Source organism: Mesorhizobium sanjuanii (assembly GCF_002529485.1).
Classification (GTDB): Bacteria; Pseudomonadota; Alphaproteobacteria; order Rhizobiales; family Rhizobiaceae; genus Mesorhizobium; species Mesorhizobium sanjuanii.
In genome coordinates, this window is sequence record NZ_NWQG01000047.1 from 13,279 (window position 1) to 39,750 (window position 26,472).

25 protein-coding genes are annotated in these 26,472 nt (G+C 64.3%); 12 read left to right on the forward strand and 13 right to left on the reverse strand.

What is annotated here, in order from left to right:
• Positions 1-105: 105 nt before the first annotated feature.
• The 5 genes from pheS to CN311_RS09295 all read left to right on the forward strand — a co-directional run bounded on the left by pheS (position 106) and on the right by CN311_RS09295 (position 5,061).
• Positions 106-1,203, forward strand: a complete 1,098-nt coding sequence (pheS, locus tag CN311_RS09280) for a phenylalanine--tRNA ligase subunit alpha (protein ID WP_097573025.1) — start codon at positions 106-108, stop codon at positions 1,201-1,203.
• Positions 1,200-1,658 carry a GFA family protein gene (locus tag CN311_RS09285; RefSeq protein ID WP_097573026.1) on the forward strand — a complete coding sequence of 153 codons (459 nt, stop codon included), beginning with the start codon at positions 1,200-1,202 and terminating at the stop codon, positions 1,656-1,658. The genes pheS and CN311_RS09285 overlap by 4 nt, the downstream gene beginning before the upstream one ends.
• Positions 1,655-4,063, forward strand: coding sequence for a phenylalanine--tRNA ligase subunit beta (gene pheT, locus CN311_RS09290; RefSeq protein WP_097573027.1), 2,409 nt, complete (start codon positions 1,655-1,657; stop codon positions 4,061-4,063). The genes CN311_RS09285 and pheT overlap by 4 nt, the downstream gene beginning before the upstream one ends.
• Before the next feature lie 123 nt (positions 4,064-4,186).
• Complete coding sequence (locus CN311_RS32195) at positions 4,187-4,414, forward strand: hypothetical protein (protein ID WP_133117159.1); 228 nt, start codon at positions 4,187-4,189, stop codon at positions 4,412-4,414.
• Positions 4,415-4,458: 44 nt separating this feature from the next.
• Positions 4,459-5,061: a nucleotidyltransferase family protein gene (locus CN311_RS09295; protein ID WP_097573028.1), complete on the forward strand. Its 603-nt coding sequence runs from the start codon at positions 4,459-4,461 to the stop codon at positions 5,059-5,061.
• A 110-nt stretch (positions 5,062-5,171) separates the two neighbouring features.
• On the opposite strand, the gene CN311_RS09300 is transcribed toward CN311_RS09295, so the two are convergent.
• Positions 5,172-6,167, reverse strand: coding sequence for an aldo/keto reductase (locus CN311_RS09300; RefSeq protein WP_097573029.1), 996 nt, complete (start codon positions 6,165-6,167; stop codon positions 5,172-5,174).
• A 96-nt stretch (positions 6,168-6,263) separates the two neighbouring features.
• Here CN311_RS09300 and CN311_RS09305 point away from each other — a divergent pair, with 96 nt between their 5' ends.
• The 5 genes from CN311_RS09305 (at position 6,264) to CN311_RS09325 (ending at position 11,385) form a co-directional block, all read left to right on the forward strand.
• Positions 6,264-7,154: a LysR family transcriptional regulator gene (locus CN311_RS09305; RefSeq protein ID WP_097573030.1), complete on the forward strand. Its 891-nt coding sequence runs from the start codon at positions 6,264-6,266 to the stop codon at positions 7,152-7,154.
• A 28-nt stretch (positions 7,155-7,182) separates the two neighbouring features.
• Entirely contained in the window at positions 7,183-7,761 is a 579-nt protein-coding gene (locus CN311_RS09310) for a cytochrome b (RefSeq protein WP_097573031.1), read from the forward strand.
• Between the two features lie 67 nt (positions 7,762-7,828).
• Complete coding sequence (locus CN311_RS09315) at positions 7,829-8,404, forward strand: YceI family protein (RefSeq protein ID WP_097573032.1); 576 nt, start codon at positions 7,829-7,831, stop codon at positions 8,402-8,404.
• 312 nt (positions 8,405-8,716) lie between these two features.
• Complete coding sequence (locus CN311_RS09320) at positions 8,717-9,703, forward strand: Gfo/Idh/MocA family protein (protein WP_097573033.1); 987 nt, start codon at positions 8,717-8,719, stop codon at positions 9,701-9,703.
• Positions 9,704-9,726: 23 nt separating this feature from the next.
• Positions 9,727-11,385 carry an FAD-binding dehydrogenase gene (locus tag CN311_RS09325; RefSeq protein ID WP_097573034.1) on the forward strand — a complete coding sequence of 553 codons (1,659 nt, stop codon included), beginning with the start codon at positions 9,727-9,729 and terminating at the stop codon, positions 11,383-11,385.
• 4 nt (positions 11,386-11,389) lie between these two features.
• On the opposite strand, the gene CN311_RS09330 is transcribed toward CN311_RS09325, so the two are convergent.
• The 7 genes from CN311_RS09330 to bcoG form a co-directional block, all read right to left on the reverse strand.
• Positions 11,390-12,331 carry an alpha/beta hydrolase gene (locus CN311_RS09330; RefSeq protein ID WP_097573086.1) on the reverse strand — a complete coding sequence of 314 codons (942 nt, stop codon included), beginning with the start codon at positions 12,329-12,331 and terminating at the stop codon, positions 11,390-11,392.
• 17 nt (positions 12,332-12,348) lie between these two features.
• Positions 12,349-13,131 (reverse strand): carnitinyl-CoA dehydratase, encoded by a 783-nt coding sequence (locus CN311_RS09335; protein ID WP_097573035.1) that lies wholly within the window; start codon positions 13,129-13,131, stop codon positions 12,349-12,351.
• The gene (locus CN311_RS09340; protein ID WP_097573087.1) at positions 13,124-15,202 is read right to left on the reverse strand and encodes an acetate--CoA ligase family protein; all 2,079 of its coding nucleotides are present in this window, start codon (positions 15,200-15,202) and stop codon (positions 13,124-13,126) included. Before CN311_RS09340 ends, CN311_RS09335 begins: the two co-directional genes overlap by 8 nt.
• A gap of 64 nt (positions 15,203-15,266) precedes the next feature.
• The gene (locus CN311_RS09345; RefSeq protein ID WP_097573036.1) at positions 15,267-16,430 is read right to left on the reverse strand and encodes an acyl-CoA dehydrogenase family protein; all 1,164 of its coding nucleotides are present in this window, start codon (positions 16,428-16,430) and stop codon (positions 15,267-15,269) included.
• Positions 16,431-16,434: 4 nt separating this feature from the next.
• On the reverse strand, positions 16,435-17,535 hold the full coding sequence (locus tag CN311_RS09350) for a carnitine 3-dehydrogenase (protein ID WP_097573037.1): 1,101 nt from the start codon (positions 17,533-17,535) through the stop codon (positions 16,435-16,437).
• The gene (locus CN311_RS09355) at positions 17,532-18,161 is read right to left on the reverse strand and encodes an HD domain-containing protein (RefSeq protein WP_097573038.1); all 630 of its coding nucleotides are present in this window, start codon (positions 18,159-18,161) and stop codon (positions 17,532-17,534) included. Before CN311_RS09355 ends, CN311_RS09350 begins: the two co-directional genes overlap by 4 nt.
• 21 nt (positions 18,162-18,182) lie before the next feature.
• Positions 18,183-19,100, reverse strand: coding sequence for a 3-dehydrocarnitine:acetyl-CoA trimethylamine transferase BcoG (bcoG, locus tag CN311_RS09360; protein ID WP_097573039.1), 918 nt, complete (start codon positions 19,098-19,100; stop codon positions 18,183-18,185).
• A 77-nt stretch (positions 19,101-19,177) separates the two neighbouring features.
• On the opposite strand from bcoG, the gene CN311_RS09365 reads away from it, so the two are divergent.
• Positions 19,178-20,158 carry a GlxA family transcriptional regulator gene (locus CN311_RS09365; protein WP_097573040.1) on the forward strand — a complete coding sequence of 327 codons (981 nt, stop codon included), beginning with the start codon at positions 19,178-19,180 and terminating at the stop codon, positions 20,156-20,158.
• 6 nt (positions 20,159-20,164) lie between these two features.
• On the opposite strand, the gene CN311_RS09370 is transcribed toward CN311_RS09365, so the two are convergent.
• The gene (locus CN311_RS09370; RefSeq protein WP_097573041.1) at positions 20,165-20,374 is read right to left on the reverse strand and encodes a hypothetical protein; all 210 of its coding nucleotides are present in this window, start codon (positions 20,372-20,374) and stop codon (positions 20,165-20,167) included.
• 188 nt (positions 20,375-20,562) lie between these two features.
• The gene (xylA, locus tag CN311_RS09375; protein ID WP_097573042.1) at positions 20,563-21,888 is read right to left on the reverse strand and encodes a xylose isomerase; all 1,326 of its coding nucleotides are present in this window, start codon (positions 21,886-21,888) and stop codon (positions 20,563-20,565) included.
• Between the two features lie 108 nt (positions 21,889-21,996).
• Here xylA and CN311_RS09380 point away from each other — a divergent pair, with 108 nt between their 5' ends.
• Entirely contained in the window at positions 21,997-22,359 is a 363-nt protein-coding gene (locus tag CN311_RS09380) for a nuclear transport factor 2 family protein (protein WP_097573043.1), read from the forward strand.
• A gap of 197 nt (positions 22,360-22,556) precedes the next feature.
• Here CN311_RS09380 and xylB read toward each other — a convergent pair whose 3' ends face one another.
• From xylB to CN311_RS09400, 3 genes are all read right to left on the reverse strand, one after another.
• Positions 22,557-24,011 (reverse strand): xylulokinase, encoded by a 1,455-nt coding sequence (gene xylB, locus CN311_RS09390; protein ID WP_097573044.1) that lies wholly within the window; start codon positions 24,009-24,011, stop codon positions 22,557-22,559.
• 82 nt (positions 24,012-24,093) lie between these two features.
• Complete coding sequence (locus tag CN311_RS09395) at positions 24,094-25,416, reverse strand: tetratricopeptide repeat protein (RefSeq protein ID WP_097573045.1); 1,323 nt, start codon at positions 25,414-25,416, stop codon at positions 24,094-24,096.
• Between the two features lie 382 nt (positions 25,417-25,798).
• Complete coding sequence (locus CN311_RS09400; RefSeq protein WP_097573088.1) at positions 25,799-26,422, reverse strand: LysE family translocator; 624 nt, start codon at positions 26,420-26,422, stop codon at positions 25,799-25,801.
• Between the last annotated feature and the right edge of the window lie 50 nt (positions 26,423-26,472).

Sequence of the window (26,472 nt, forward strand, 5' to 3'; positions counted from 1 at the left end):
GGAACCCGCGCTGGCACGGCTGGCGCGGGTTCTTTTTTGATCCCGATGTAACCAAAATGGTGACGCACCGCGCGGTGTTGCTCACCTGATCGAGAGAGTTTCGCCGTGAACGCCACCGCTGGAAATCTTGAAGTCCTGGAAGGCTCGCTGCTTGCCGACATCGCGTCGGCCGCGGACGAAGCCGCGATTGAAGCCGTTCGGGTCGCTGCGCTCGGCAAGAAGGGCTCGGTCTCCGAAATGCTGAAGACGCTGGGCGCGATGAGCGCCGAAGAGCGCCAGCTCAAGGGTCCGGCGATCAACGGCCTCAAGAACCGCGTCACCGAGGCGCTTTCCGCTCGCCGGGCCGAGTTGAAGGATGTGGCGATCACCGCCAGGCTCGCTGCCGAGAAGGTCGATGTCACCTTGCCGGTGCGCCAGTCGCCGGCCGAGCGCGGCCGCATCCATCCGATCAGCCAGGTCATCGACGAGATCGCCGCGATCTTCGGCGATCTCGGCTTTGCCATCGCCGAAGGCCCGGATATCGAGGCCGACTATTACAATTTCACCGCGCTGAACTTCCCCGAGGGACACCCGGCGCGCGAGATGCACGACACCTTCTTCTTCCAGCCGGACGAGAAGGGCGAGCGCAAGCTGTTGCGCACCCACACCTCGCCGGTGCAGATCCGCACCATGGAGCGGCAGAAGCCGCCGATCCGCATCGTCATCCCCGGCAAGACCTACCGGCAGGATTCCGATGCCACCCACTCGCCGATGTTCCATCAGGTCGAGGGGCTGGTGATCGACAAGACGGCCAATGTCGCCAACATGAAGTGGGTGCTGGAAGAGTTCTGCAAGGCCTTCTTCGAGGTTCCGCAGGTCAAGATGCGCTTCCGGCCGAGCTTCTTCCCGTTCACCGAGCCCAGCCTCGAGGTCGATATCCAGTGCGACCGCTCCAGGCCGGGCGAGGTGCGCTTCGGCGAAGGCTCCGACTGGCTGGAGATCCTCGGCTGCGGCATGGTCCATCCCAATGTGCTGCGCCATGGCGGGCTCGACCCGGACGAGTACCAGGGCTTTGCCTGGGGCATGGGCATCGACCGCATCGCCATGCTGAAATACGGCATGCCGGACCTGCGCGCCTTTTTCGACGCCGATGTGCGCTGGCTGTCGCATTACGGTTTCAGGCCGCTCGACATGCCGACCCTGTTCGGAGGACTGAGCACATGACAGCGCCGCACGCCGGCGGCTGCCGCTGCGGCGCCGTGCGGTTCGAGGCCTCGGCCGAACCGCATCACATCAGCTACTGCCATTGCGGCGATTGCCGGCGGGCCAGCGGCGCGCCGGTATCGGCCTTTGTCGGCTTCATGACCGGTCAGGTCGCCTTTACCGGCAAGGCGTTGAAGATGTTCGAGAACGGGCCGGTGACGCGCTCCTTCTGCGGCATCTGCGGCTCGCCCATCGCCTATGTCGACGAGCGGCTGGAAGACCATATCTACTTCATGCTCGGCGCCATGGACATGCCGGCCTATTTCAAGCCGACCCACCACGCCCATGTGCGCGAGCAACTCCCCTATTTGCACATGCCGGACGACTTGCCGAGACATCTCAAGACCAGCGTGCCCAGACCTGCCAACTTGCAAAGTCCTGACGGGCAAAGACCATCAGACGGAACACTGTCATGAAATTCACCCTCTCCTGGCTCAAGGACCATCTCGAGACCGACGCCTCGCTGGCGGAGATCGTCGAGCGGCTGACCTCGATCGGCCTCGAAGTCGAGCATGTCGACGACAAGGCGGGCCTGAAACCTTTCGTCATCGCCAAGGTGCTGACGGCGGTGCAGCACCCCGACGCCGACCGGTTGCGTGTGCTCACCGTCGATACCGGCGACGGCAAGGCCCCGGTGCAAGTGGTGTGTGGCGCGCCAAACGCCCGCGCCGGCCTGATCGGCGCCTTCGCCGCGCCCGGCACCTATGTTCCCGGTATCGACGTGACGCTGACCGTCGGCAAGATCCGCGGTGTCGAGAGCCACGGCATGATGTGCTCCGAGCGCGAGCTGGAGCTGTCAGACGAGCATCACGGTATCATCGACCTGCCGGAGGATGCGCCTGTCGGCACCAGCTTCGCCGCCTATGCGCATCTCGACGATCCGGTGATCGAGATCAACCTGACGCCGAACCGGCCGGATGCGACAAGCGTCTACGGCATCGCCAGGGATCTCGCCGCAAGCGGGCTTGGCCGCCTCGTTGGCGGCGCGATCATGCCGCATGCCGGCGATGGCATGTGCCCGGTCAAGGTGAAGATTGAAGCGCCGGAGCTTTGCCCCGGCTTCGCGCTCAGGCTGGTCAAGGGCGTCAAGAACGGCCCATCGCCGAAATGGCTGCAGCAGCGGCTGCTCGCCATCGGGCTGAGGCCGATCAGCGCGCTGGTCGACATCACCAATTACGTGACCTTCGACCGCGGCCGGCCACTGCATGTCTTCGACGCCGCGAAGGTCGCCGGCAACCTCACCGTGCGCAGGGCGCGCGATGGCGAAAAGGTGCAGGCGCTCGATGGTCGCGAATACACGCTGACGCCCGAAATGTGCGTCATCGCCGACGAGGACGGTGTCGAGTCGATCGCCGGCATCATGGGCGGTGAGCATTCGGGCTGCGACGAGAACACGTCGGACGTGCTGATCGAATCCGCGCTCTGGGATCCGATTACCACGGCCCGCACTGGCCGCACGCTCGGCATCATCACCGATGCGCGCTACCGCTTCGAGCGTGGCGTCGATCCCGAATTCATGGTCCCCGGCGTGGAGTTGGCGACGAAGCTGGTGCTCGATTTCTGCGGCGGCACACCGACCGAGATCGAAGTCGTCGGCTATGCAGGCCACACGCCCAAGATCGTGGCCTTCCCGCTGTCGGAAGTGAAGCGGCTGACCGGCATCGAGGTGCCCAGGGACGAAAGCCTCGACATCCTGTCGCGCCTCGGCTTCGAGCCGCAGGGCTCGGGCGACATCGTCGACGTGAAGGTCCCTTCCTGGCGGCCGGATGTCGACGGCAAGGCCGACCTGGTTGAAGAGGTGATGCGCATCCATGGGGTCGACAACATCTTGGCCCAGCCGCTCGGTGCCCATGACGCCGTCAACGCAAAAATCCTGACGACGCTGCAGATCCGCACCCGCGCGGCCAAGCGGGCGCTTGCCGTGCGCGGCATGATGGAGGCCGTCACCTGGTCGTTCATTCCGGCAAAGCACGCCGAACTGTTCGGCGGCGGCCAGGCAGCACTTAAGCTTGCCAACCCGATCGCCGCCGACATGTCGGACATGCGGCCCTCGCTGCTGCCCGGCCTGATCGCCGCCGCCCAGCGCAATGCCGACAAGGGCATTGGCGATGTCGCGCTGTTCGAGGTCTCGGGCACCTATGAGGGCGATGGCGCCGACCAGCAGCGGCGTGTCGCTGCCGGCGTGCGGCGCGGCACGGCCAAGCTCGACGGCTCCGGCCGCAACTGGGCCGGCAATTCAGGTCCGGTCGGCGTGTTCGACGCCAAGGCCGATGCGATCGCAGCACTAGAGGCCTGCGGCGCGCCGGTCGAGCGGCTGCAGATCGAGGCCGGCGGCCCGGCCTGGTACCATCCCGGCCGCTCCGGCACGATCAAGCTCGGACCGAAGACGGTGCTCGGCACATTCGGCGAGTTCCATCCGAAGACGCTGGAAGGACTTGATGTCTCAGGGCCGCTCTGCGGCTTCGAGGTCTTCGTCGATGCCGTGCCCGAGCCAAAGGCCAAGCCGACGAAAACAAAGCCGAGGCTCGATTTGTCGCCCTTCCAGGCGGTCAAGCGCGATTTCGCCTTCGTCGTCGACAGGGCGGTCGAGGCCGGCACGCTTGTTCGCGCGGCCCTTGCCGCCGACAAGAAGCTGATATCGGGCGTCTCGGTCTTCGACGTCTTCGAAGGGGCGTCGCTGGGTACCGCCAAGAAGTCGATCGCCATCGAAGTGTCGATCCAGCCGGTCGAAAAGACGCTGACCGACGAGGATTTCGAGGCGCTGGCCAGGCGCATCGTCGAGAATGTCGGCAAGCAGACCGGTGGTGTGCTACGAGGTTAAGCTAATGGACCTGAGTCCGCTCGAGATTTTTTTGTTCAGGAGTTCTGTCGTTCAGCAGGCATTTCTCATGATGCGGCGCACGTACTGAAGGTCAAAGGCCGCAGCCGCAATCCTGTAGGATTCATGACAACAGTCATTCCCTCGTCGGTTCCCCCTGAATTGCGTTTTGAGAGCCGGGTGTTCAGTTCGCTTCGGGTCGCCTGCGTTGGGCCTGATCAGCTTCGCTGCGGCATGGTGCTGTTCTTCGATGAGGTTGCAGGAAAGCTGGATGCAATCGAGGGCTTTGTATATGGCGAAAAGTGGCCGCCAATCGAGGAGCCTGTATTCTGGTCCGAGCCCAACCCACAGTGAGTAAAGAGATTGCGTGCAGGTGACGAATCGCCCTCCAAAGGGCGATGGACCATCTGCGCTATTCCGGGCTCTCCTTTGAAACCCAACGGGCGGCGTTCCTCGACATCGTCTCCGCCGACCCCCTGCTCGGCGAGACGCTGGCGCGTGCACGCGCGCTCGATCTGCCCGATTGGCTGGTTGTCTCAGGCGCGCTCTACAACAGCGTCTGGAACCATCTGACCGGCAAACCGTCGGGTTACGGCATCAGGGATGTCGACCTGTTCTATTTCGACGAGAGCGACCTGTCCTATGAGGCCGAAGACGGCGTGATTGCCCGCGCCGCTCCAGTCTTCGCCGGCTTGCCGCTGCCGGTCGAAATCCGCAACCAGGCGCGGGTGCATCTGTGGTATCCCCTCAAGTTCGGCCGAACCTGCCCCCGCTATATCAGCTCCAGCCACTCGCTCGGCCATTTCGCCTCGCGGACCCATGCGGTTGGCGTGCGTTACGACATTGACGGGCAGCTGGAATTGGTGGCGCCGTTCGGCCTCGACGACATCTTCTCGTTCCGCATCACGCCGAACCGGGTGATGGACAACAGGCAGACGCATGAGGTCAAGGGCGCGCGTGCGAAGGAGAATTGGCCGGAGATCGCGGTGGTGCCGTGGTGAGCCTATGAAAGTTTGAAATGTCGGCGGGGGGCGCTGTCCCGCCAACGTCTCGCGGCCTTCTGCGCTGCGCGGCGCTCAAAAAAGGGGCGCCGATGCGCCCCTTCAGGCATTCACCCGTTGACCAACGCCAGCAGCTCCTCCGTGTAGCGTTTGCCAACGACCTTGTCCGGCGACAGCGCGTCGCCAATGGCCGCGACCTCGGCCGCGTTCAATTCGATCTCAGCCGCCGCCGTGTTCTGCTCGAGATGGCGGATTTTTCGCGCGCCGGGGATCGGCACGATGAAATCCCCCTGGTGCAGCACCCAGGCCAGCGCCAACTGGGCTGACGTCACGCCCTTCTCCGCCGCCATCTTTTCCAGAGTGGCGATCACCTTGGCATTGGCTGCCATCGCCTCGGCCTGGAAGCGCGGCAAGCTAAGGCGCCAATCGTCGGCGCCGAGAACGTCGGGCTTGGCGATGGTGCCGGTGAGCAGGCCGCGGCCGAGCGGGCTGTAGGGGACAAAGCCGATACCGAGCTCGCGGCAGACGGCGAACACTTCTTCTTCCGGGTCGCGGCTCCATAGCGAATATTCGCTCTGCACGGCCGCGATCGGATGCACGGCATGCGCCCGGCGGATGGTCGCCGCGCTCGCTTCCGACAGACCCAGCGCCCGCACCTTGCCCTCGCGCACCAGCTCGGCCATGGCGCCGACCGTGTCCTCGATCGGCACATTAGGATCGACACGGTGCTGGTAGTAGAGGTCGATCACATCGGTGCCGAGCCGCTTTAGCGACGCCTCGGCGACCGCCTTGACGTGCTCGGGGCGGCTGTCGAGACCAGCCATGCGATCGATGCCCGCGCCTTCTTCGAGGATCCTGAAGCCGAATTTGGTCGCGATGGTCACGCGGTCGCGGACCGGTCCCAGCGCCTTGCCGAGCAGGCTCTCGTTCTCATAGGGGCCATAGACCTCGGCCGTGTCGAAGAAATTGACGCCGATCTCGACGGCGCGGCGCAGCGTGGCGATTGACTCCTTTTCCTCCTGGCCGCCATAGACGAAGCTCATGCCCATGCAGCCGAGGCCGACGGGGTAGACATCCAATTCAGTTCCTAGCTTGCGGGTCTGCATCACGCGTCTCCTTGTTGCGATGCGGCAGACATAGCGCCTTGCTTCCTGTTCGATAATCAGCTCTCATTTGCACAGGCTGTTCTAAAAGATAGATCAATGAATCGAGCTCACCTTTCCCAACTGGCGGTGCTGGCAACCGTCGCCCAATTCGGCAGCTTTCGGGGTGCCGCCAGGGAGTTGGCCATTGCACCCTCGGCGGTCAGTCACGCGATCGCCACCCTGGAAGCGCGGCTCGGCGTTCGCCTGCTGGCGCGCAGCACGCGCAGCGTCGCCCCGACGGAAGAAGGCGCGCAATTGCTGGAGCGTCTGCGGCCGGCGCTGTCGGAGATCGATCTTGCGCTGGAATCGGCGGTCGAGGCGCGCGACCGGCCTGCCGGCAATCTCAGGCTCACCGTGCCGCGCACCGCAGCCCATCTGGCGCTGACGCCACGGCTCGGCGCATTTGCCGCGGCCTATCCCGATATCGTGCTGGAGATCGTCATCGAGGATCGCTTCACCGATGTCGTCGAAGGCGGCTTCGACGCAGGCGTCCGGCTCAGCGAGAGCCTGCAGCGTGACATGATCGCGGTGCGCATCGGCCCCGATATTCGCGGCGCCGTCGTCGGTGCGCCGTCCTATTTCAGGAACATGCCCAGGCCGCGCCATCCCAATGATCTCGCCGACCACCGCTGCCTGCGCTTCCGATTCTCCAGCGGCATCCTCTATCGCTGGGAATTCGAGAAGGACGGTGAGGAGATCGAACTGGCGGTGCAAGGCCCGCTGATCCTCGACGAGGACTATCTGATCGCCAATGCGGCCATCGATGGCGCCGGGCTTGCTTTCCTGTTCGAGGATTATGTCCGCGAGGCGATTGCCGATGGCAGGCTCATTCGCGTGCTGGAGGACTGGTGCCAACCCTTCAACGGCTTCTTCGTCTATTACCCGAGCCGCCGCCAGATGCGGCCGGCGCTCCGCGCCTTTGTCGATTTCTTCAAGGTGGCCGGATGAAAGCCGGGCTCGCGGGCGTTCACCCACCATGTCCGCATCGATTACCAACAGCACGACCCGCTACGGCTGGGCGGCGATCTTTCTTCACTGGTTGATCGCTTTGATCTTCATCGGCCAGTTCGCGCTTGGCTTCGTCATGGTGCGGCTAACCAGCCAGCGCAGCGCCTTCGAGCTGATCCAGCTGCACAAGTCGTTTGGTTTCCTGCTGCTTGGCCTCATCATCCTGCGCATCGCCTGGCGCATCGGCAATGCAGCGCCGGCCCTGCCGCGCTCGGTCGGACCTTTCGAACGCCGGACCGCGCCGCTCGCGCATCTTGCGCTCTACGCCTTTCAGCTTGCGCTGCCTCTGTCGGGATGGGCGCTGGTGTCGGTCTCGATGCTGGAGATCCCCAGCATGCCCTTCAACCTGTTCGTCATGCCGAACCTGCCATTGGCCGAATCGGATGCGGCCGAAAGCTTCTGGGCGGCGGCGCATTGGTATCTTGCCTATGCCGGCATCGCGCTTGTCGCTCTGCATGCGCTGGCTGCGCTGCGCCATCATTTCTGGCTGAAGGACACGGTGCTGACGCGCATGATCACGCCTTCGTCAGACCGTGACATGGAATAGGGCGGACGGCTCATTCGTTGATGGGGCGACGACGCAGACAATGCGTGTCTCGAGAAGGAAAAAACCCATGTACGCACGCATCTTCGGATTTGCGGCTCTTGCCGCTTGCCTTGCCATGCCTGTTTCCGCGGCGGTCGCCCTTAGCGATGCTGCCGGCAGCTATACGATCAGCCCGGCCAATTCCAGCATCCACTTCACCATCGGCAATGCCGGCGGCGGCGCCCTCGATGGCGCCTTCGCCCGCTTCAAGGGCACGATCCGCATCGACAACCGCGATGTCGGGCGCTCCCAGGTCAATTTCACCATCTTCCCCGAAAGCGTCGGCACCGGCCAGAGCCGCATCGACGCCTTCCTTCGCTCGGACGCTGTGTTCGATGCCGCTAACAGCCCGGAAATCCAGTTCCGCTCGACCAGCGTCAAACGCACCGGCGACACCACGGCGCTTGTCACCGGCCGGCTGACGGCGCGCGGCAAGACCTTTCCGGAAAAGTTCACCGCCGAACTCGGCGGCCTCAAGGCCGGCATGATAAAGTTCCACGTCACCGGCAAGGTGCTCAGATCACGCTACGGCATGGATGTCGGCACGCCGATCTACTCCAACATCGTCGACTTCGACATGACGCTTATGGGTAGAAGGGGCTAGCCCTCGCAGGACCTAGGTTCCTCGCCCCCGCGAAGTGGGGGAGAGGTGGCCCGGCGAAGCCGGGACGGAGAGGGGGACGACGGTCGCGAAGCCAGAACCCTCTGACTTGGGCGGTCATGAAGCGAAGCCCAAGGGCGCTTAGATTGGCAAGCCCGGGCACTCTACGAAGGCCCCTCTCCGTCCCGGCTTCGCCGGGCCACCTCTCCCCACTTCGTATCCACTTCGTGGGGCGAGGAACCAGAGCTCCCGCATTGGCTTTTCCGACGATTTCGGGCAAACCTCCACTCCTGCAATCGAGATGGAGGAAGCCTGATGTTCCGATGGGGTGTTTTGTCGACGGCCAAGATCGGCCGCGAGCATCTTTTGCCTGCGATGGTCGAGGCGGAGAACGGCGTTTTGTCGGCGATCGCCAGCCGCGATGTGTCGAAGGCGCGTGCGCTGGCCGAGCGCTTCGGCGCGCGCCATGCCTTCGGTTCCTATGAGGAGCTGCTCGCCTCCAAGGAGGTCGATGGCGTCTACATCCCGCTGCCGACCTCGCAGCATGTCGAATGGACGGCCAAGGCGATCGAAGCCGGCAAGCATGTGCTGGTCGAAAAGCCACTGGCGCTCGATGCCAAGGACATTCCACCTTTGATCAAGCTGCGCGACACCAAAAAGGTGCTGGTCTGCGAGGCCTTCATGGTCGTCTACCATCCGCAATGGATCAAGGTGCGCGAGCTCATCGCCAGCGGCGCCATCGGCCGGCTGCGCCACGTGCAGGGTGCATTCTCCTATTACAATGTCGATCCCACCAACATGCGCAACCAGCTCGACCTTGGCGGCGGTGCGCTGCCCGATATCGGTGTCTATCCGACGGTGTCGACGCGCTTCTCGACGGGCAAGGAGCCGCTGCGGATACAAGCCACCATCGAGCGCGACAAGAAATTCGGCACCGACATCTATTCCTCGATCCGCGCCGATTTCGGCGACTTCGAACTGTCCTTCTATCTGTCGACGCAGATGGCGGCGCGGCAGGTGATGGTGTTTCACGGCGAGAAGGGGTTCATCGAAGTGTTCTCGCCGTTCAATGCCGGTCTCTACGACCATCACCGCATCGAATTGCACAACCAGAGCCACACCGAGGCACAAGTGTTCCGCTTTCCCGGCACGCAGCAGTACCGGCTGGAGGTCGAGGCCTTCGCGCGGGCGGCACAGGGCGGCAAGGACCGCGTTTTCACGCTGGAAGAATCCGTGCTCAACCAGAAGGTCATCGACGCCATCTTCCGGGCCGGCGAGAAGGACGGCTGGGAGAAGGTCTGACAATTCCCAGCCGGGAGGAGAGTGTGGCTGACGATGCGGATGTAATCGTGGTCGGTGCCGGCCTCGCCGGGCTCGTCGCCGCGGCGGAGCTGGTCGAGGCCGGCAAGAAGACCATCATCCTCGACCAGGAGCCTGAGCAATCGCTCGGTGGCCAGGCGTTCTGGTCGCTTGGCGGCATTTTCCTCGTCGGTTCGCCCGAACAGCGGCGCATGCGCATCCACGACTCGCATGACCTCGCGCTCGAGGACTGGTTGGGCACCGCCGCCTTCGATCGCGCGGAAGATTCCTGGCCGCGCCGATGGGCCGAGGCCTATGTCGGCTTTGCGGCCGGCGAGAAGCGCTCTTGGCTGATGCAGCGCGGCATGAAATTCTTTCCGGTGGTCGGCTGGGCCGAGCGCGGCGGCGGCAATGCCGTCGGCCCCGGCAATTCGGTGCCGCGATTCCATATCACCTGGGGCACCGGCCCCGGCGTGCTCGAACCCTTCATCTACCGCCTGCGTGAGGCCGAAAGCCAAGGGCTGATCCACGTCAAGTTTCGCCACCGCGTCAACGAACTGACCCGGGCCGGCGCCGTCGTCACCGGCGTGCGCGGCGACATACTCGCGCCCAGCGACGTCGAGCGCGGCCGCAAGAGTTCGCGCGACATTTCAGGCGATTTCGAACTGAAGGCGCAAGCAGTCATCGTCGCCTCCGGCGGCATCGGCGCCAATCACGAGCTTGTACGCAAGAACTGGCCGCAGCGGCTGGGTTCGCCGCCGCGACGCATGATCAGCGGCGTTCCCGATCATGTCGACGGCCGCATGCTGGCGATCACCGAGCAAGCCGGAGGCAGTGTCATCAACCGTGATCGCATGTGGCACTATGTCGAGGGGATAAAAAACTGGGCGCCGCTCTGGACCGGCCATGGCATCCGCATCCTGCCCGGTCTGTCGTCGCTGTGGCTCGATGCACGCGGCAAGCGCCTGCCGGTGCCGCTCTATCCCGGCTTCGATACGCTGGGCACGCTCAGCCACATCATGGCGACGGGCTTCGGCTATTCCTGGTTTATCCTGACCAGGAAGATCATCCAGAAGGAGTTCGCGTTGTCGGGCTCCGAACAGAATCCCGACCTGACGGGCAAGAGCTGGCGCCAGGTGCTCGGCCGCGCCACGTCAGGCATTCCGGGTCCGGTGAAGGCCTTCATGGAGAAGGGCGAGGATTTCATCGTCGAGTCCGAACTGCCGGCGCTGGTTTCCCGCATGAACGCCTTGGCCGGCGGCGAGCCGCTGCTGGAGCTGGCTCAGGTCGAACGCGAGATCCGCGCCCGCGACCGGCAACTCGACAATCCCTTCTCCAAGGACATGCAGATCATCGCGCTGCGCGGTGCGCGGGCCTATCTCGGCGACAAGCTCATCCGCACGGCAAAGCCTCACAAGATGCTCGATCCGGACAATGGCCCGCTGATCGCGGTCCGGCTCAACATCCTGACCCGCAAGACGCTGGGCGGGTTGCAGACCGATCTCGACAGCCGTGTGCTGGACGCAGGGGGCGAGCCGGTCGAAGGGCTCTATGCCGTGGGCGAAGTCGCCGGTTTCGGCGGCGGCGGCATGCATGGCTATGCCGCGCTGGAGGGCACCTTCCTCGGCGGCTGTATCTTTTCGGGCCGAGCCGCGGGTCGCGCGGCCGGGCGCGCGGTCGGATAAAGTCTCACCAGATCCATTCGCCTCGCCCCAGAACCGACACCGCGTCGACGATCCGGGTAAAGCTCGTACGCGCCCGGCCGACCGTGTGCCTGGCCCTGAGATAGCCGTGCACCAGTCCCGGCTCCTCGAACCAGTAGGCGCGCCCGCCTGCTGCAATGATACGGTCGCGATAGGCTTCGCCGTCGGACGACAGCGGGTCGCATTGCGCGGTGGTCAGCACAGTCGGCGGCAGATAGGCAAAATCGGCGTCGGCAAGCGGTGACAGCGTGAGGTCGCCGGTGCGGTCCTCGTCGCCGGTGCGGATGTGCATGTAGAATTCGATATCGCGGGTCGTCAGCATGGGCGCTTCGGCATGCGTCACATAGGAGCCCTTCGAGCGGTCGCCGAACAGGCCTGCATAGATCAGCACCTGGCCGATCGGTTTTCTCTTGTGGCCGCGTGTAGCATGGCTGACCGCCGCGGCGAGATTGCCGCCGGCGCTGTCGCCGCAGAGCAGGATCGGGCGCTTGTAGGTGGTTGCCGCCCATTCGAAGGCGCTCATGGCATCGTCGAAGGCTGCCGGGTGAAGATGCTCCGGCGCCAGCCGGTAGTCGATCGAAACCACCTCCAAGCCAGTGCGGGCGCAAAGCTCGGCGCAGACATCGTCATGGCTGTCCAACCCACCGAGGATGAAACCGCCGCCATGGAAATACAGCACCATGGCCGCCGCTTCCGGCGCCGGCGTGCGGTAGATGCGGATCGGGATGGCATGTGAAGGCGTGGCAATGGCGGTGGTTTCGGCCGTCACGCCCTCGGGGTAGCCAGCAAAGAATTCGCGGCACATGCGGTCGTAGATCTCGCGCTGCTGCGCGATCGTGTAGTCGATCGTGTCCGGCGGATAATAGGAATTGGTCCGCTCGATGAAGGCCCAGGTCTCGGCGTCGATAAGGGTTTTGTAGTCGGTCATGGGCGTTGAACTGCCGTTCACTTCCCCTTCCACACGGGATCACGCTTCTCAGCGAAAGCACGAAAGCCCTCTAAATTGTCCTCCGAGCCGTACAACGCGTCAACCGTCGCCAACTGCCGGCGCGTCACTTTGTTCATCGCATCCTGGAAGGTCAGAGCCTCGGCGACCCGCGCCGTTTCCTTGATCGCCGCGAAGACCAGCGGCGGGCCGCTGGCGAGCAGGCGGGCGATCTCCCAGACGCGCTCCTCGAGCTTTTCCTTGGGCAGAACTTCGTTGACCAAGCCCCAGCGGTGGGCTTCCGCCACATCCATCCAGCGGCCGGTGAGCAGGAGGTCCATGGCGACATGATAAGGAATGCGCTTCGGCAGCTTGATCGTTGCCGCATCGGCCAGCGTCCCAGCGCGGATCTCGGGCAGCGCGAAGGAGGAATGGTCGGAGGCATAGATGAGGTCGCAGGACAGCGCCAGCTCGAAGCCGCCGCCGACCGCCATGCCGTTGACGCAGGCGATCACCGGCTTGTTGAGGTCGCGCAATTCCTGCAGCCCGGCGAAGCCGCCAACGCCATAGTCGCCGTCGACCGCGTCGCCACCGGCCGCGGCCTTGAGATCCCAGCCGGCGCAGAAGAACTTGTCGCCGGCGGTCTTGACGATGGCGACGCGCAAGCCCGGATCGTCGCGAAACGCCTTGAACGTCTCGCCCATCAGCCGCGACGTCTTCAGGTCGATGGCGTTGGCCTTGGGCCGGTCGAGCGTGACTTCGAGGATCGTGCCTTCACGGCGGGTCGAAATGACATCAGACATGCTTGTTCTCTCCCAGCACCAGCAGCGCGTCGGCGATCCAGGCGCCCTTGCCTTGCGCGCAGACAATCAGCGGATTGATGTCGAGTTCCTCGATCTCGCCGGCATTCTTCTGCACGAAGGCGGCAATGCCTGCTATGGCGTCGATGGCCGCCGGCACATCGGCCCTGGGCCGGCCGCGATAGCCTTCGAGCAGCGGGAACAGTTTCAGGCCGCGCAGCGCCGCCTCAATGTCGTCGCGGCTTGCCGGCAGCATCAGCGTGACGCTGTCGCGCAACAGCTCGACCAGCACGCCGCCGGTGCCGAGCGTCATCACCGCGCCGAACATCGGGTCGCGGGTGAAGCCGACGATGAGCTCGGCGACGCCGTCGCGCACCATGCGCTCGACATAGAGGCCGGAACCGAGCGGCAAGAGATCATGGGCGGCAGCGCTGACGGATTCGGCATCCCTAAGGTTGAGCCGCACCGCGCCAAGCTCAGATTTGTGGGTGACGCCCAGGGCCTTCAGCGCCACCGGAAAGCCGAGCGCCATCGACGAGATCACCGCCTCGACCGCATTGCCGGCACGTTCGCCCTTGGGCACGGAAAGCCCGGCCTCGATCAGCCGCGCCTTCGCCTCGGCCTCGTCGGGCGTGACATGACCGCCGGCCGGCGCGCCGGAGGCTGACGTGTCGATGGGCTGCGCCTGCGGCTCGCGCCACGCCCAGCCGATGAAAGCCGCCGCCTGGGCGGCATCCAGGGCTTCGGAGATGCCGAACAACGGCACCATGCCGCGCGCCATCAGCTCGGCGGTGTATTCCTCTGGCAGGTTCTCCGGCAGCGAAGAGACGATCGCGCCGTGCGCCATGTTGGTCTTCAGCGCCGATTCGAAGGCGCGCAGCGTCGCCCACCAGTCGGTGACCGAGCAGCGGTCGGGACGCGGGAAGTCGAGCACCAGCATGTTGAGGTCGAAACCACCCGACACCATGGCGGTGAAGGTGGCGGTCATCGCCGGCTCGTTGTTCCAGATGAAGGTGTGATAGTCCAACGGATTGGCGACAGCCACCAGCGGGCCGAGGGTCGATTTGACATGGGCGCGGTGCTTGTCGGTGAGCACCGGGAAATTCACCCAGCGGCCCTCGGCGCTGTCGGCCATGACGGAGGCCTCGCCGCCCGAACAGCTCATCGACGACAGAATGTAGCCGGGCAGGGGGCCTGTCACGTGCAACAGCTTCAGCGCCTCGATGAAGGCGGGAATGGAATCGACACGCGCGATGCCGAGCCGCTTCAGGAAGGCACCCGAGGCGGCGTCGGAACCGGCCAGCGAGGCGGTGTGCGACACCGTCGCTTGCCGCGCCTGTTCGGACCGGCCGACCTTCATGGCGATGATGGGCTTCTTCAGTTCCCGTGCCCGCGCCGCCAGTCGCTCAAAACCGGCTACCGAATCGAAGGCCTCGATATGCAGGCCAAGCGAAGTGACGCGATCGTCCTCGATGAGCCCAAGCGCCATTTCGGAAAGCCCGGTCTGCGCCTGGTTGCCGGCGGTCATCAGGAAGGCGATCGGCAGGCCGCGTTTCTGCATCGTCATGTTGATGGCGATGTTGGACGATTGGGTGATGATGGCGACGCCCTTGCCGCCCTGGGCCAGCCTGATGCCACCATGCTGGTCGGGCCACAGCAGCGCGCCGTCGGCATAGTTGATAAGGCCGTAGCAGTTCGGCCCGATGATCGGCATCTGGCCGGCGGCGGCGACCAGTTCGGCCTGCAGCCGCTCGCCATCCTCGTCATAGGCTTCGGTTTCCAGGAAGCCGGCGGCAAAACAGACCGCACCCCCGGCGCCGCGCTCGGCCAGCGCCTTGACCACCTCGATGGTCAGGTGCCGGTTGACACCGACAAAGGCGGCATCCGGCGCGCCGGGCAGCTCGGCGACGGAGCGATAGGCCTTGCGGCCGGCAACCTCGTCCTTGGTCGGGTGCACCGGCCAGATCTCGCCGACAAAGCCCATCTTGATCGACTGCGCGACGACGGCAGCCGCCTGCGCCCCGCCGAAGACGGCGATCGATTTGGGACGCAGGAGGCGTTCAAGCTTGTGCATGGTCATCTTTTCGTTCGAGCATGATCTTATCCAAAAACCGGATTCCACTTTTTGGGATCATGCTCTAGCCCCCAACCGCCCGCAGCAGCGCCCGCGAAATGATGTGGCGCTGGATTTCCGACGTGCCTTCCCAGATGCGCTCGACGCGGGCGTCGCGCCAGATGCGCTCCAGCGGCAGATCGTCCATCAGCCCCATGCCGCCATGGATCTGGATCGCCTCATCGGCGACGAAGGCAAGCATTTCGGTGGCCTTCAGCTTGGCCATGGCCATGTCCTGATCAGTGACCGTGCCCTGATCGTACTTCCAGCCGGCTTCGAACACCATCAGGTCGGCGGCCTTCAATTCGGTCGCCATGTCGGCGAGCTTGAACGACACGCCCTGGAACTTGCCGATCTGCTGGCCGAACTGCTGGCGCTGCGCGGCATATTCGATGGCATGGCCAAGCGCCCGTTCGGCCCGGCCGAGACAGGTGGCGCCGACCTGCAGCCGGGTCGCGCCGAGCCAGGAATTGGCAACGTCGAAACCCTTGTGGACCTCGCCGAGCACCTGGCTTGCGGGCAACCGGCAATCGTCGAATTCGAGGATGGCGTTGGTGTAGCCGCGATGCGAGACGTTGCGGTAGCCATCGCGCACCGCAAAGCCCTTGGTGCCCTTGTCGACGAAGAAGGCGGTGATCTTCTTGCGGTTTCCCCGCGAAGTCTCTTCCTCTCCCGAGGCCATGAAGACGATGGCGAAGTCGGCGAGATCGGCGTGGGAGATAAAGTGCTTGGTGCCATTCAGCACCCAATCGTCGCCATCCTGCACCGCGGTCGCCTTCATGCCGCGCAGGTCGGAGCCGGCGCCCGGCTCGGTCATCGCCAGGCAGTCCCATTTCTCGCCGCGAATGCAAGGGAACAGGTATTTTTCGCGCTGTTCGGGCGTGCCGGCCAGAAGGATGTTGGAGGGCCGCGCCACGCAGGTCCAGTGCAGCGCATAGTTGGCGCGGCCGAGTTCCTTTTCGTAGAGCAGCCAAGTGACCGTATCGAGCCCGGCGCCGCCGACATCCGCCGGCATGTTGGCTGCATAGAGCCCGGCCTCGATCGCCTTGGCTTTCAATTCCTCGATCAGCTCGCGGCGCAGCACGCCGGTGCGTTCCACCTCGCGCTCATGCGGATAGAGCTCGTTCTCGACGAAGGCGCGCGTCGTCTCGACGATGAGTTTTTGCTCTTCGGAAAGACCGAAATCCATGGCGTCAGCCTTTCTTCTTTTTCTTCGGCTTTTCCGCCTTTGCCTTCTTCACCGGCTTGGCTGCTTTGGCCTTCTCGGCCGCCTTGGAGGCCATGGGCTTCTTCGCCGCCAGCTTGGCCAACTGCTTCGTATAGTCCTTGTGCAAGGCACCGGCGCCCCAGCCCTTGCCCCTGTTCTGTTTCGACAGCGCCTCCATGATCGCGACCAGATTGTCGTCGCGGATCTTTTCCAACTCGCGGATCGACAGGCCATGCGCCTGGTCGTCCGACTGGGTGGCGATCAGGTCGACCAGTTCGTCGTTGAATTCCGGCACGTCCATCAGCTTGGTCCATGGCCATTTCAGGCATGGTCCGAACTGCGCCATGAAGTGGCGCATGCCGGCCTCGCCGCCGGCGACGCGATAGACCTGGAACATGCCCATCTGCGCCCAGCGCAGGCCGAAGCCGTAGCGCATGATGTCGTCGAGTTCCTCGACGGTACAGATACCGTCCTTGATCAGCCATAGCGCCTCGCGCCACGCCGCTTCCAGCAGGCGGTCGCCGACAAACGCCTCGATCTCCTTGCGGATCACGACAGGCTTCATGCCGATCGACGCATAGATCTCCTTGGCGACTTCGATCGCCTCGGGAAAGGTCTGCTCGCCGCCGACGATCTCGACCAGCGGCAGGAGATAGACCGGGTTGAACGGATGGCCGACCACCAGCCGCTCCGGATGCTTCTTCATCGCCACCTGCATGTCGGTCGGCTTGATGCCGGAGGTCGACGAGCCGACAATGGCGTTCGCCGGCGCATAGAGGTCGATCTCGGCCAGCACGCGGTGCTTGAGATCAAGCCTTTCCGGCACGCTTTCCTGGATGAAGTCGGCATCGGCCACCGCCTCGGCGATCATCTTTGCGAAGGTGAGTTTTCCCTCCTTGGGCAGGCCACCGGGCAGCATCTGCTTGTAGGCGCGGCGCGCGCCCTTCATCACCTCGCCGACCTTGCGTGACGCCTCGGGATCGGGATCGAAGATCGACACGTCGATGCCATTGAGGAGCAGACGCGCCACCCAGCCGGCGCCGATGACACCGCCGCCGATGGCGGCTGCCTTGTTGATGATGCTCATGCGGGGGCTCCGGTTCTTGTCCTGGCAATTGTTGGATCGACGAGAGGCACGCGCTCGCCGGCGCGGATCACGGCCGGGTCATAAGCCTTGCGCGCGAACACTTCGAGCACGAAGGGTCGGAAGAAATCGATCGGCAGCGTCTCGTAGGCCGGGTCGAAGCTCGACTGGTCCCAGCGCTCGCAAAACTCATCGCAATCGTCGAAATAGGCGTGGCCGGCGAAGCGGTCGCGGGCATGCGGATTACCGCCGAGATGGTGGGCATAATAGAAGCGCTGGAAGTCGCCATGCTTCTCCACCACCCAGGTGCATTGCTCGCGCACGAAGGGTTTCAGGATGGCGGCCGCATATTCGTCGTGATTGTAGGGCGCGTAGATGTCGCCAATGTCGTGCAGCAGGGCGCAGGCGATCCAGTCGGTGTCGGCGCCGTCGCGCCAGGCGCGGGTGGCCGCCTGCAGCGAATGGCCGAGCCTTGTGATCTTGTAGCCGGACAGGCCCTCGTCGAGCTGCACCAGCGCGTCGAGCAGCCGCTCGCCAGTCTTTGCGGCATAGTCGATTTCATGGGCGGTCAGGAATTCGTAGTCGTCCTTGTCGCCATCCTTCATCGCGGTGAATTTGACGGTAGTCATGTCGACCTCCCAGCGAATAATTTATGCCGCTATCGGCGCCCGCTTGGTCAGGTTCAGCTTCTGGCGCACTTCTTCCGGCCCAAGGATCCGGGCGCCCAGATTGGTGACGATGCTGGCGGCGCGCTCGACCAGCTGCGCGTTGGTGGCGAGCACGCCCTTGTCGAGCCACAGATTGTCCTCCAGCCCGACGCGGATATTGCCACCAGCAAGCACCGCGGCGGCGGCATAGGCCATCTGGTTGCGGCCGATCGAGAAGGCCGACCAGTTCCAGGTCGACGGCACATTGTTGACCATGGCCATGAAGGTGTTGAGATCGTCGGGAGCTCCCCACGGCACGCCCATGCAGAGCTGCACCAAGGCGTCCGGCTTCAGCACCTGTTCCTCGACCAGTTGCTTGGCGAACCACAGATGCCCGGTGTCGAAGGCCTCGATCTCCGGCTTGACGCCGAGCGCCGTCATCATGCCACCCATGGCGCGCAGCATGCCGGGCGTGTTGGTCATGACATAATCGGCTTCGGCGAAATTCATTGTGCCGCAATCCAGCGTGCAGATTTCCGGCAGGCACTGGCGCACATGTTCCACGCGATTGGTGGCGCCGCCCATGTCCGTGCCTCTTTCGTTCAATGGCAGCGGCGCTTCCGGCGGGCCGAACACCATGTCGCCACCCATGCCGGCGGTCAGGTTCAGCACCACGTCGACGTCGGCCGCGCGGATGCGCTCGGTCACTTCCCGGTAGAGATGCACGTCGCGCCTGGGTTTGCCGGTCTCGGGATCGCGCACATGGCAGTGGACGATCGCCGCGCCGGCCTTTGCCGCGTCGATGGCGGAATCGGCGATCTGCTTGGGCGAACGCGGCACATGCGGGCTGCGGTCCTGCGAGCCGCCGGATCCGGTCACGGCACAGGTAATGAAAACCTCACGGTTCATCGCGAGCGGCATGAAATTTCCTCCCAATCGAGACAGACCATAACAATGCCCGACTTGTCGAAAACTGTTTTGCGTTTTACGAAGGCCATATGATAAAAAGCGAAAAACCTGACATCTTTCGCGCCGAGCGCTCGCCGCTGAGGGTGACGCTGCTGGTGTTCTCAGGCTCGTCGATCATGTGCGTGGCCTCGGCCGTCGATCCACTGCGCGCCGCCAACCGCATTTCCGGCGAGATCCTCTTCGATTTCAAACTGGTCTCGGTGACGGGAGAGGCGCCGGTCACCACATGCGGCCTGCCGGTGGCGGTCAGCGGCCGCTTCGATGCGGCCGAACCAACCGATGTGCTGGTCGTGGTTGCCGGTTTCGGCACCCAGAACTACGCCACATCGGCGCTGCTTGCCGGCCTGCGCCGCGCCGCGCGCGCCGCGCGCGCCTGCGGCGGCGTCGAAGCCGGAACCTGGCTGGTGGCACGCGCCGGCTTGCTGGAAGGGCGCAGCGCCACAACCCATTGGGAGGACATGGAGGATTTTTCCGCGGCCTTTCCCGGTGTCGACGTGCGCCCCGACCGCTATGTCATCGACGGGCCGGTCTTCACCTCCGGCGGCGCCTCGCCGACCTTCGACCTGATGCTGCATCTGATCCGCACCCGGCTCGGCATGGCGGTGGCGCTCGATGTGGCGAGCGTCTTCATCTACGATCAGGCGCGCGCCGCCACCGACGCCCAGCCGCTGGTCTCGCTCGGCCGCCTCGACGGCTATGATCCGCGGCTGGCGCAGGCGATCCGGCTGATGGAAGCGCATGTGGACCAGCCGCTGACCATTGCCGCGGTGGCCAAGCGCGCCGGGGTGACGGCACGGACGCTGGAAAGCATCTTTCGCAAGTCGATTGGCGAGACGCCGGGCGCCTACTATCTCAGGCTGCGGCTCGGCGCGGCCCGCCGGCTGGTGGTCGACACGCGTGTGGCCATGGCTGACATCGCCGGGCGGACGGGTTTCTCGTCCGCCGCGGCATTTTCGAGAGCGTTTTCAAGAGCTTTCGGCGAAGCGCCGGTCAGGCTACGCCGGGCCTAGTGCCAGCTATGCGGCGTTCTGATGGTCGCCGGCGCCGTCGATCTGCGAGCGCATCTGTCTCGCCAGATGGGTCTCGAAGCGGCTGGCTACCGCGCGATCCCATTCGTTCTTGCCGCGCGCACCTTCCTTGGGATGCGGCAGCGCCATCAGCCGGTCGATGATCGAACCGGCTTCGCCAGATGAGAGCAGGGCGTCGATTTCGCGTTCATGCTGCATATCGGGTCGCCTCCTTCTTCCTGATTCCCGCCATGAGCCACTTTATACGAGGTCCGTGACGGCTGTTTGAAGGCAAGAGCGAGGCGATTGAGGGGCGGCGCGGGGCAAAACCTTGTCGTTGGTTTCGCCCTCACGCAAAGCCGTTTCACGGCAACAGGGTCGGTCAGAAGATCTGCTGGCGCCACGTCTCAGACGTAGCGATTGACGATGTTCTCGAGCAGTTCCTGGCGTCCGGACCGGGGCTGCGGCTCGATCTTCTTCTTGACGACCCGCTCGGCGATCTCCTCCAGCGTGCGCTTGCCCGACAGCATCGCCTTGGCTTCCGCGCTGTTCCAGCCGGCATAGCGCTCCGCCAGGGGACCAGACAGCGCCTTGTCCTCGACCATGCGGACGGCGGCCTTGAGCCCGCGCGCGCAAGCGTCCATGCCGCCGATATGGCCGATCAGCAAATCCTGCGGGTCGAGCGACTGGCGTCTCAGCTTGGCGTCGAAATTGGTGCCGCCCGTCTTGAAGCCGCCCGCCAGCAGCACCTGATAATAGGCCAGCGCCATTTCCGGCACATTGTTGGGGAACTGGTCGGTGTCCCAGCCCGACTGGTAGTCGTTGCGGTTCATGTCGATCGAACCGAAGACGCCGAGCGCATTGGCCAGCGCCAGTTCGTGCTCGAAGGAATGGCCGGCCAGGATCGCATGGCCCTGCTCGATGTTGAGCTTGACCTCCTTCTCCAGCCCGAAGCGCTTGAGGAAGCCGTAGACCGTCGCGACATCGTAGTCGTACTGGTGCTTGGTCGGCTCCTGCGGCTTCGGCTCGATCAGGATGGTGCCCTTGAAGCCGATCCGGTGCTTGTAGTCGACGACCAGGTTGAGGAAGCGGCCTGCCTGCTCCTGTTCGCGGGCCAAGTCGGTGTTGAGCAGCGTCTCATAGCCCTCGCGCCCGCCCCACAGCACATAGTTCTCGCCCTTCAGCCGCTTGGTGACGTCGATGCAGCTTTTCACCGTCGCCGCCGCATAGGCAAACACATCCGGATCGGGATTGGTCGCCGCGCCCGACATGAAGCGGCGGTTGGAGAACATGTTCGCCGTGCCCCACAGCAGCTTGACGCCGGTCTGCTTCATCTTTGCCGCAAAATAGTCGGCGATCTCGTCGAGGCGTGCGGCACTTTCCGAAAAATCCTTGCCTTCCGGCCTGACATCGGCGTCGTGGAAGCAGAAATAGGGCGCGCCGAGCAGCGAAAACATCTCGAAGGCGACATCGGCCTTGAGCTTGGCCAGTTCCATCGTGTCGACGCCGCCGGCCTTGGCGAACCACGGACGATCGAAGGTCTGCCCGCCGAAGGGATCGCCGCCTTGCCAGGCAAAGGAATGCCAGTAGGCCACCGCAAAGCGCAGATGGTCCTCCAGCCGCTTGCCGGCAACGACTTCGTCCGGATTGTAGAACCGGTAGGCCAGCGGATTGGTCGAATCCGGCCCCTCGTATTTGATCTTGCCGATGTCGCCGAAAAATCCGCTGCTCATGATTTTGTCCTCTCCTAGGTCTGCCCGATTACCTCAGGCGTAATTGGTTTCGTTCTTCCCTGGGGTGAAAAAGGTCGTGTCAAAGCCACTCAACGAAGGAGACAGACCATGACCGACCTCAACACCATCGCCCAAAACTACATCACCGCCTGGAACGAAAGCGACGCCGCCCGCCGCCAGGCCTTGCTGGAAGTGACCTTCACCGAGGATGTCAGCTATCGCGATCCGATCATGCAGGGCGACGGCCATGAAGGCGTCGCGGCCCTGATCGACGGGGTGCAGCAGCGCTTTGCCGGCTTCCGCTTCTCGCTGAAAGGCCAGCCGGACGGCTTTGCCGACACGATCCGCTTCTCCTGGAATCTCGGACCCGAGGGCACTGAGTCCGTGATCGAGGGAACCGACATCGGCGTCATCGAGAACGGCCGCCTGAAAAGCATCACCGGCTTTCTCGACAAGGTTCCGGCGCAGTGAGGCTGACTGGGCAAGGGAGGTGCGAGGCACCCCCCTCTGGCCTACCGGCCATCTCCCCCTCAAGGGGGGAGATTGGCAGCTTCGGTGCTGGCATTCATCTTGCGAGGTTGGCGATTGGCGAAGGCCGCGAAAGGGCGTGATCTCCCCCCTTGAGGGGGAGATGCCCGGCAGGGCAGAGGGGGGTGCCTGGCGCCGGCTCACGCGGTTACAGCCCTGATCGCCGGATAAAGCGCCCGGTAGCGCTGGTAGGCATCCGCATAAGCGCTGCCGAGCGCCGCGTCGGGGTCTATCGTGGCATCGGTCGCTGGCGCCGTGCAGACGGCAAGCGGGTCGGCGCCTGTCGCCGCGATCAGGCCAAGCCGGGCCGCGCCGAAGGCGGCGCCGAAATCGCCGTCGGCGGGAATATCGACAGGCAGGCCAAGTGCGGTGGCGATGGCCTTCAGCCAGTAGCGCGAGCGCGAGCCGCCGCCGATTGCCGTCACCCGCGTCAGCGTCGTGCCGGCTTTTCTCAGCGCTTCGAGGCTGTCGCGGAAAGCGAAGGCGACGCCTTCGAGCACCGCCTGGGTCAGCACCGCGCGGCTGGATTCGTGCGCCAGTCCCGTAAATGAGCCGCGAATGGCGGCATCATTATGCGGCGTGCGCTCGCCCGAGAGATAGGGCAGGAAGGACACGCCGTTCGGCGCCTTCAGCGTATCGCCGAGTTCGGCGGTCAGGTCGCCGGCATTCTTGCCGGTGATCTCGCACAGCCAGTTGAGCGAATCGGTCGCCGACAGGATGACGCCCATCTGGTGCCAGGTATTGGGCAGTGCGTGGCAGAATGTATGCACAGCACTTGCCGGATTGGGCAGGTAGGCGGCGTTGGCGGCAAACAGCACGCCCGACGTGCCGAGCGAGACGAAGGCATGGCCTTCGCCCACCGTGCCCATGCCGCAGGCCGAGGCCGCATTGTCACCGGCGCCGCCGGCGATCGGGATGCCGGCCTGCATCCCCCATTTCGAGGCCAGTTCGCCGCGCAGGGCGCCGGCCTTGGCCGTGCCTTCGACCAGCGACGGCATCTGCGTCTCATCGAGCGATGTTGCAGCAAGCAACTCGGCCGACCAGCGCCGCTTGCCGACATCGAGCCAGGACGTGCCGGCCGAATCCGACATCTCTGAAATATGCCCACCGGAGAGCCAGAGCCGCAGGAAATCCTTGGGCAGCAGTACCTTCGCCACCTTGGCAAAAACGCCGGGTTCATTGTTCTTCACCCAGGCGAGCTTCGGCGCGGTGAAGCCGGGAAAGACGATGTTGCCGGTCAGTTTGCGAAAGCGCGGGTCGGCGTCGAGCGCAGCCGCTTCGACATGGCTGCGCGTATCGTTCCACAGGATGCACGGGCGCAGCACCTTATCGCCGGCATCGAGCAAGGTGGCGCCGTGCATCTGGCCGGAAAGGCCGATGCCCTTCACCGCCGCAAGCTGTTTTGGATGGGACGCCTTGAGCTCGGCGATCGCTTCTTCGCAGGCGCGGATCCAGTCGTCGGGGTTCTGCTCGGACCAGCCGGGATGCGGCCGAGACACTTCGAGCGTACCATGGCCGGAACCGACGATGGTCTGTCCGGCGTCGATCAGCAGCGCCTTGACGCCCGACGTGCCCAGATCGAGCCCGAGATACATGATTTCCTCCCACTGCCATTAATTTTTTCGTGTCTCGAAAAAATCTGGCTCGACCAGTTTTTAAGGCAAGATCGGTCGCGGGTCAATTCTCGGACAAATCGGCCGCACGTCGCGAAAACAGCACCGACAGTGGACTGTCGGGCCGCGCCAGCGCGCGCTCCGCGGTCAAGGCTCTTGCCAGCGCCCCATCGCCGGAACGCAGCGCCGCCTCGATCAGCGTCAGATCGATGACGTCGCGCTGCGCATGGCTGCCGCCGAAGCGATTGGCGATCGCCCGGATCGGCCGGATCAGGCGCACGGTCTCGGCGTAGTTGCCGTCGCCGAACGCCTTGATGGCGAGCGTCAGGGGATGGCCGACATCCCGGGTGAAGACTGCATTGTCGTCACTGCCACCCATCGCCTCGCGTTGCGCCTCGAGCAAGCCGCTTGCCCGCGCGTCGAGGCCGGCGCCGACGAAGGCCATCATCGCGTGCGCATCGTTGAAGGCATAGTTGCCGACGCCGGCCTTGGGCCAGTTGGCGGCGAGTGCTGCCCAGCGGTCGCCGATATCGACACCGCCGAGATGTAGCCGCCACAGGATCGCCGAGGCATCGACCATGTTGAGCGCCAGCGCCGAATGGTCGCCGTAGATCGGCCCGTCATAAAGCGCCAGCACCTCGTCGGTCTCGCCGAGATCGTAGTGGAACAGCGCCAGATGCCACCAATTGTGCACCTTGAGGAAACTTTCCCGCGTCCACGCGTCGGGGTTGGCGCGCATCCAGTCGATGCCATCCTTTTGCCGGCTCTGCATTTCCATGACATGGGCGACGGCATGTTGGGCCCAGCCATCGCGCGGCTCGATCTCGACCGCGGCGCGGCCAAGCTTTTCGGCGCGCGCATAGTCGCCCATCTCCTCGAGTCCAAAGGCCTGCATCCCAAGTACGGCATGATAGCCCGGCATGCCGCTTTGCCAAGCGGGCAGCGCGCGGCCGATGCGGTCGCGCAGCATGCGCGAATTGCCGGTGAAGAAGTCAACCTGGTGCCCGGTCAACAGCGCCAGCAGGTCGAGCGGGGTATCGATGGCGATGTCCTCGAGGATGCGCGATGCCTCGTGCCAGCGTCCCCATGCGAGATGGCCAAGGGCCGCGACATGCGCCTGCTCGCGCGTTGTTGCGGCAAGCGGCAGTGCGGCCTCATGGCAGGTCCTGGCCACCGTCGTCGCCTCGCGCTCGGTGGCGAGGCCAAACAAATAGCCCTTGAACACATGCGCCATGACGAAATCAGGGTTTGCAGCGATGGCGCGGTCGACAGAGCCGATCGGGTCGCCGATGAAGCACTGCAATTCACCGACAGCCTGGCCGTAGGGCGAGAACCCGGCCTCCGTTGCGCCTGAAAATGTCAGGCCGAATGCGTCCCTGACTGCCATGTGATGCCCTCTGCTTGGCTTCCCGGACCTTAATGCCTGTCGCGCAAAAGCACGCAACGCTTTTTGGCATAACGAGATTCACAAATCAGGGAAGTAAAGCGCGTCACATGGATCGCTTACACGTGGCACCCCTTAGGTCCGATATGATCATAATGCATAGGCCGCAGACGCGCTATCCTTGCACTTCTGCCCTGTAGTGACGGAAAGGAAGCTGGCCGCAACGCCGGTGCCCTCTTTGCCGCGCCGATAGTTGATGACCCGTCGATGAGAGCGCTGTCTCCCCGTCACTATACGAGGAGAGGATGCCGGGAGGCAGGTGAGGGGCGGCGCCAACACTTCAAAACGGGCGTATCCAACCGTTCTCGTTCAAGAAAATCTGCTCTCAATTGCCCGAACGCATCGCCACCGTGGCGATGCCGGCGCCGACCAGCAGCGTGCCGCCGGTTCGGTTGAAGATGCGGATCGCCCGGGGATTGCGCACCACATTGCGCGCCCTTGCCGCAATCAGCGCGTAGCCGAAGGCATTGGCGAAGGCGAGCGCCAGGAAGGTCGTCTCGAAGATCAGCATCTGCGTCCAGAAATCGGCATGCCGGTCAAGGAACTGCGGCAGGAAGGCGACGAAGAAGGTAATGCTCTTCGGGTTGAGCGCGGTGACCAGCCAGGCATGCGCCATCATCTTGGCCGAGGACACCGCGTCGGTGCGCGGTTCGGCCCGGAGCGCGCCGCCGGCGCGAAACAGCTTGATGCCGAGATAGATCAGATAACCCGCGCCAATCACCTTCAGCACCGTGAACACGGTGGCCGAGGTCGCCAGCAGCGCGCCGATGCCCAGCATCGACAGCGTCATCGCAGTGAAGTCGCCGAGCGCCACGCCGACCGCCATCGGCAGCGCGGTGCGCCAGCCCTGGCCAAGCGCATAAGACACGACCAGAAGGATGGTCGGGCCCGGAATGACAAGAAGGATGGCTGAGGCGGCGGCAAACGCGGCCCAGTTTTCGAAGGACATGTTTGTCTCCTTGAGCGCAAAGAAAAGGATAAATCCTTGGGCGCGTGAGG

Coding starts and splice junctions, on each gene's coding strand:
- CN311_RS09285 (WP_097573026.1), top strand. CDS start 1,200: ATGACAGCGCCGCACGCCGGCGGCTGCCGCTGCGGCGCCGTGCGGTTC.
- pheT (WP_097573027.1), top strand. CDS start 1,655: ATGAAATTCACCCTCTCCTGGCTCAAGGACCATCTCGAGACCGACGCC.
- CN311_RS32195 (WP_133117159.1), top strand. CDS start 4,187: ATGACAACAGTCATTCCCTCGTCGGTTCCCCCTGAATTGCGTTTTGAG.
- CN311_RS09295 (WP_097573028.1), top strand. CDS start 4,459: ATGGACCATCTGCGCTATTCCGGGCTCTCCTTTGAAACCCAACGGGCG.
- CN311_RS09300 (WP_097573029.1), bottom strand. CDS start 6,167: ATGCAGACCCGCAAGCTAGGAACTGAATTGGATGTCTACCCCGTCGGC.
- CN311_RS09305 (WP_097573030.1), top strand. CDS start 6,264: ATGAATCGAGCTCACCTTTCCCAACTGGCGGTGCTGGCAACCGTCGCC.
- CN311_RS09310 (WP_097573031.1), top strand. CDS start 7,183: ATGTCCGCATCGATTACCAACAGCACGACCCGCTACGGCTGGGCGGCG.
- CN311_RS09315 (WP_097573032.1), top strand. CDS start 7,829: ATGTACGCACGCATCTTCGGATTTGCGGCTCTTGCCGCTTGCCTTGCC.
- CN311_RS09320 (WP_097573033.1), top strand. CDS start 8,717: ATGTTCCGATGGGGTGTTTTGTCGACGGCCAAGATCGGCCGCGAGCAT.
- CN311_RS09330 (WP_097573086.1), bottom strand. CDS start 12,331: ATGACCGACTACAAAACCCTTATCGACGCCGAGACCTGGGCCTTCATC.
- CN311_RS09335 (WP_097573035.1), bottom strand. CDS start 13,131: ATGTCTGATGTCATTTCGACCCGCCGTGAAGGCACGATCCTCGAAGTC.
- CN311_RS09340 (WP_097573087.1), bottom strand. CDS start 15,202: ATGCACAAGCTTGAACGCCTCCTGCGTCCCAAATCGATCGCCGTCTTC.
- CN311_RS09345 (WP_097573036.1), bottom strand. CDS start 16,430: ATGGATTTCGGTCTTTCCGAAGAGCAAAAACTCATCGTCGAGACGACG.
- CN311_RS09350 (WP_097573037.1), bottom strand. CDS start 17,535: ATGAGCATCATCAACAAGGCAGCCGCCATCGGCGGCGGTGTCATCGGC.
- CN311_RS09355 (WP_097573038.1), bottom strand. CDS start 18,161: ATGACTACCGTCAAATTCACCGCGATGAAGGATGGCGACAAGGACGAC.
- bcoG (WP_097573039.1), bottom strand. CDS start 19,100: ATGCCGCTCGCGATGAACCGTGAGGTTTTCATTACCTGTGCCGTGACC.
- CN311_RS09365 (WP_097573040.1), top strand. CDS start 19,178: ATGATAAAAAGCGAAAAACCTGACATCTTTCGCGCCGAGCGCTCGCCG.
- CN311_RS09370 (WP_097573041.1), bottom strand. CDS start 20,374: ATGCAGCATGAACGCGAAATCGACGCCCTGCTCTCATCTGGCGAAGCC.
- xylA (WP_097573042.1), bottom strand. CDS start 21,888: ATGAGCAGCGGATTTTTCGGCGACATCGGCAAGATCAAATACGAGGGG.
- CN311_RS09380 (WP_097573043.1), top strand. CDS start 21,997: ATGACCGACCTCAACACCATCGCCCAAAACTACATCACCGCCTGGAAC.
- xylB (WP_097573044.1), bottom strand. CDS start 24,011: ATGTATCTCGGGCTCGATCTGGGCACGTCGGGCGTCAAGGCGCTGCTG.
- CN311_RS09395 (WP_097573045.1), bottom strand. CDS start 25,416: ATGGCAGTCAGGGACGCATTCGGCCTGACATTTTCAGGCGCAACGGAG.
- CN311_RS09400 (WP_097573088.1), bottom strand. CDS start 26,422: ATGTCCTTCGAAAACTGGGCCGCGTTTGCCGCCGCCTCAGCCATCCTT.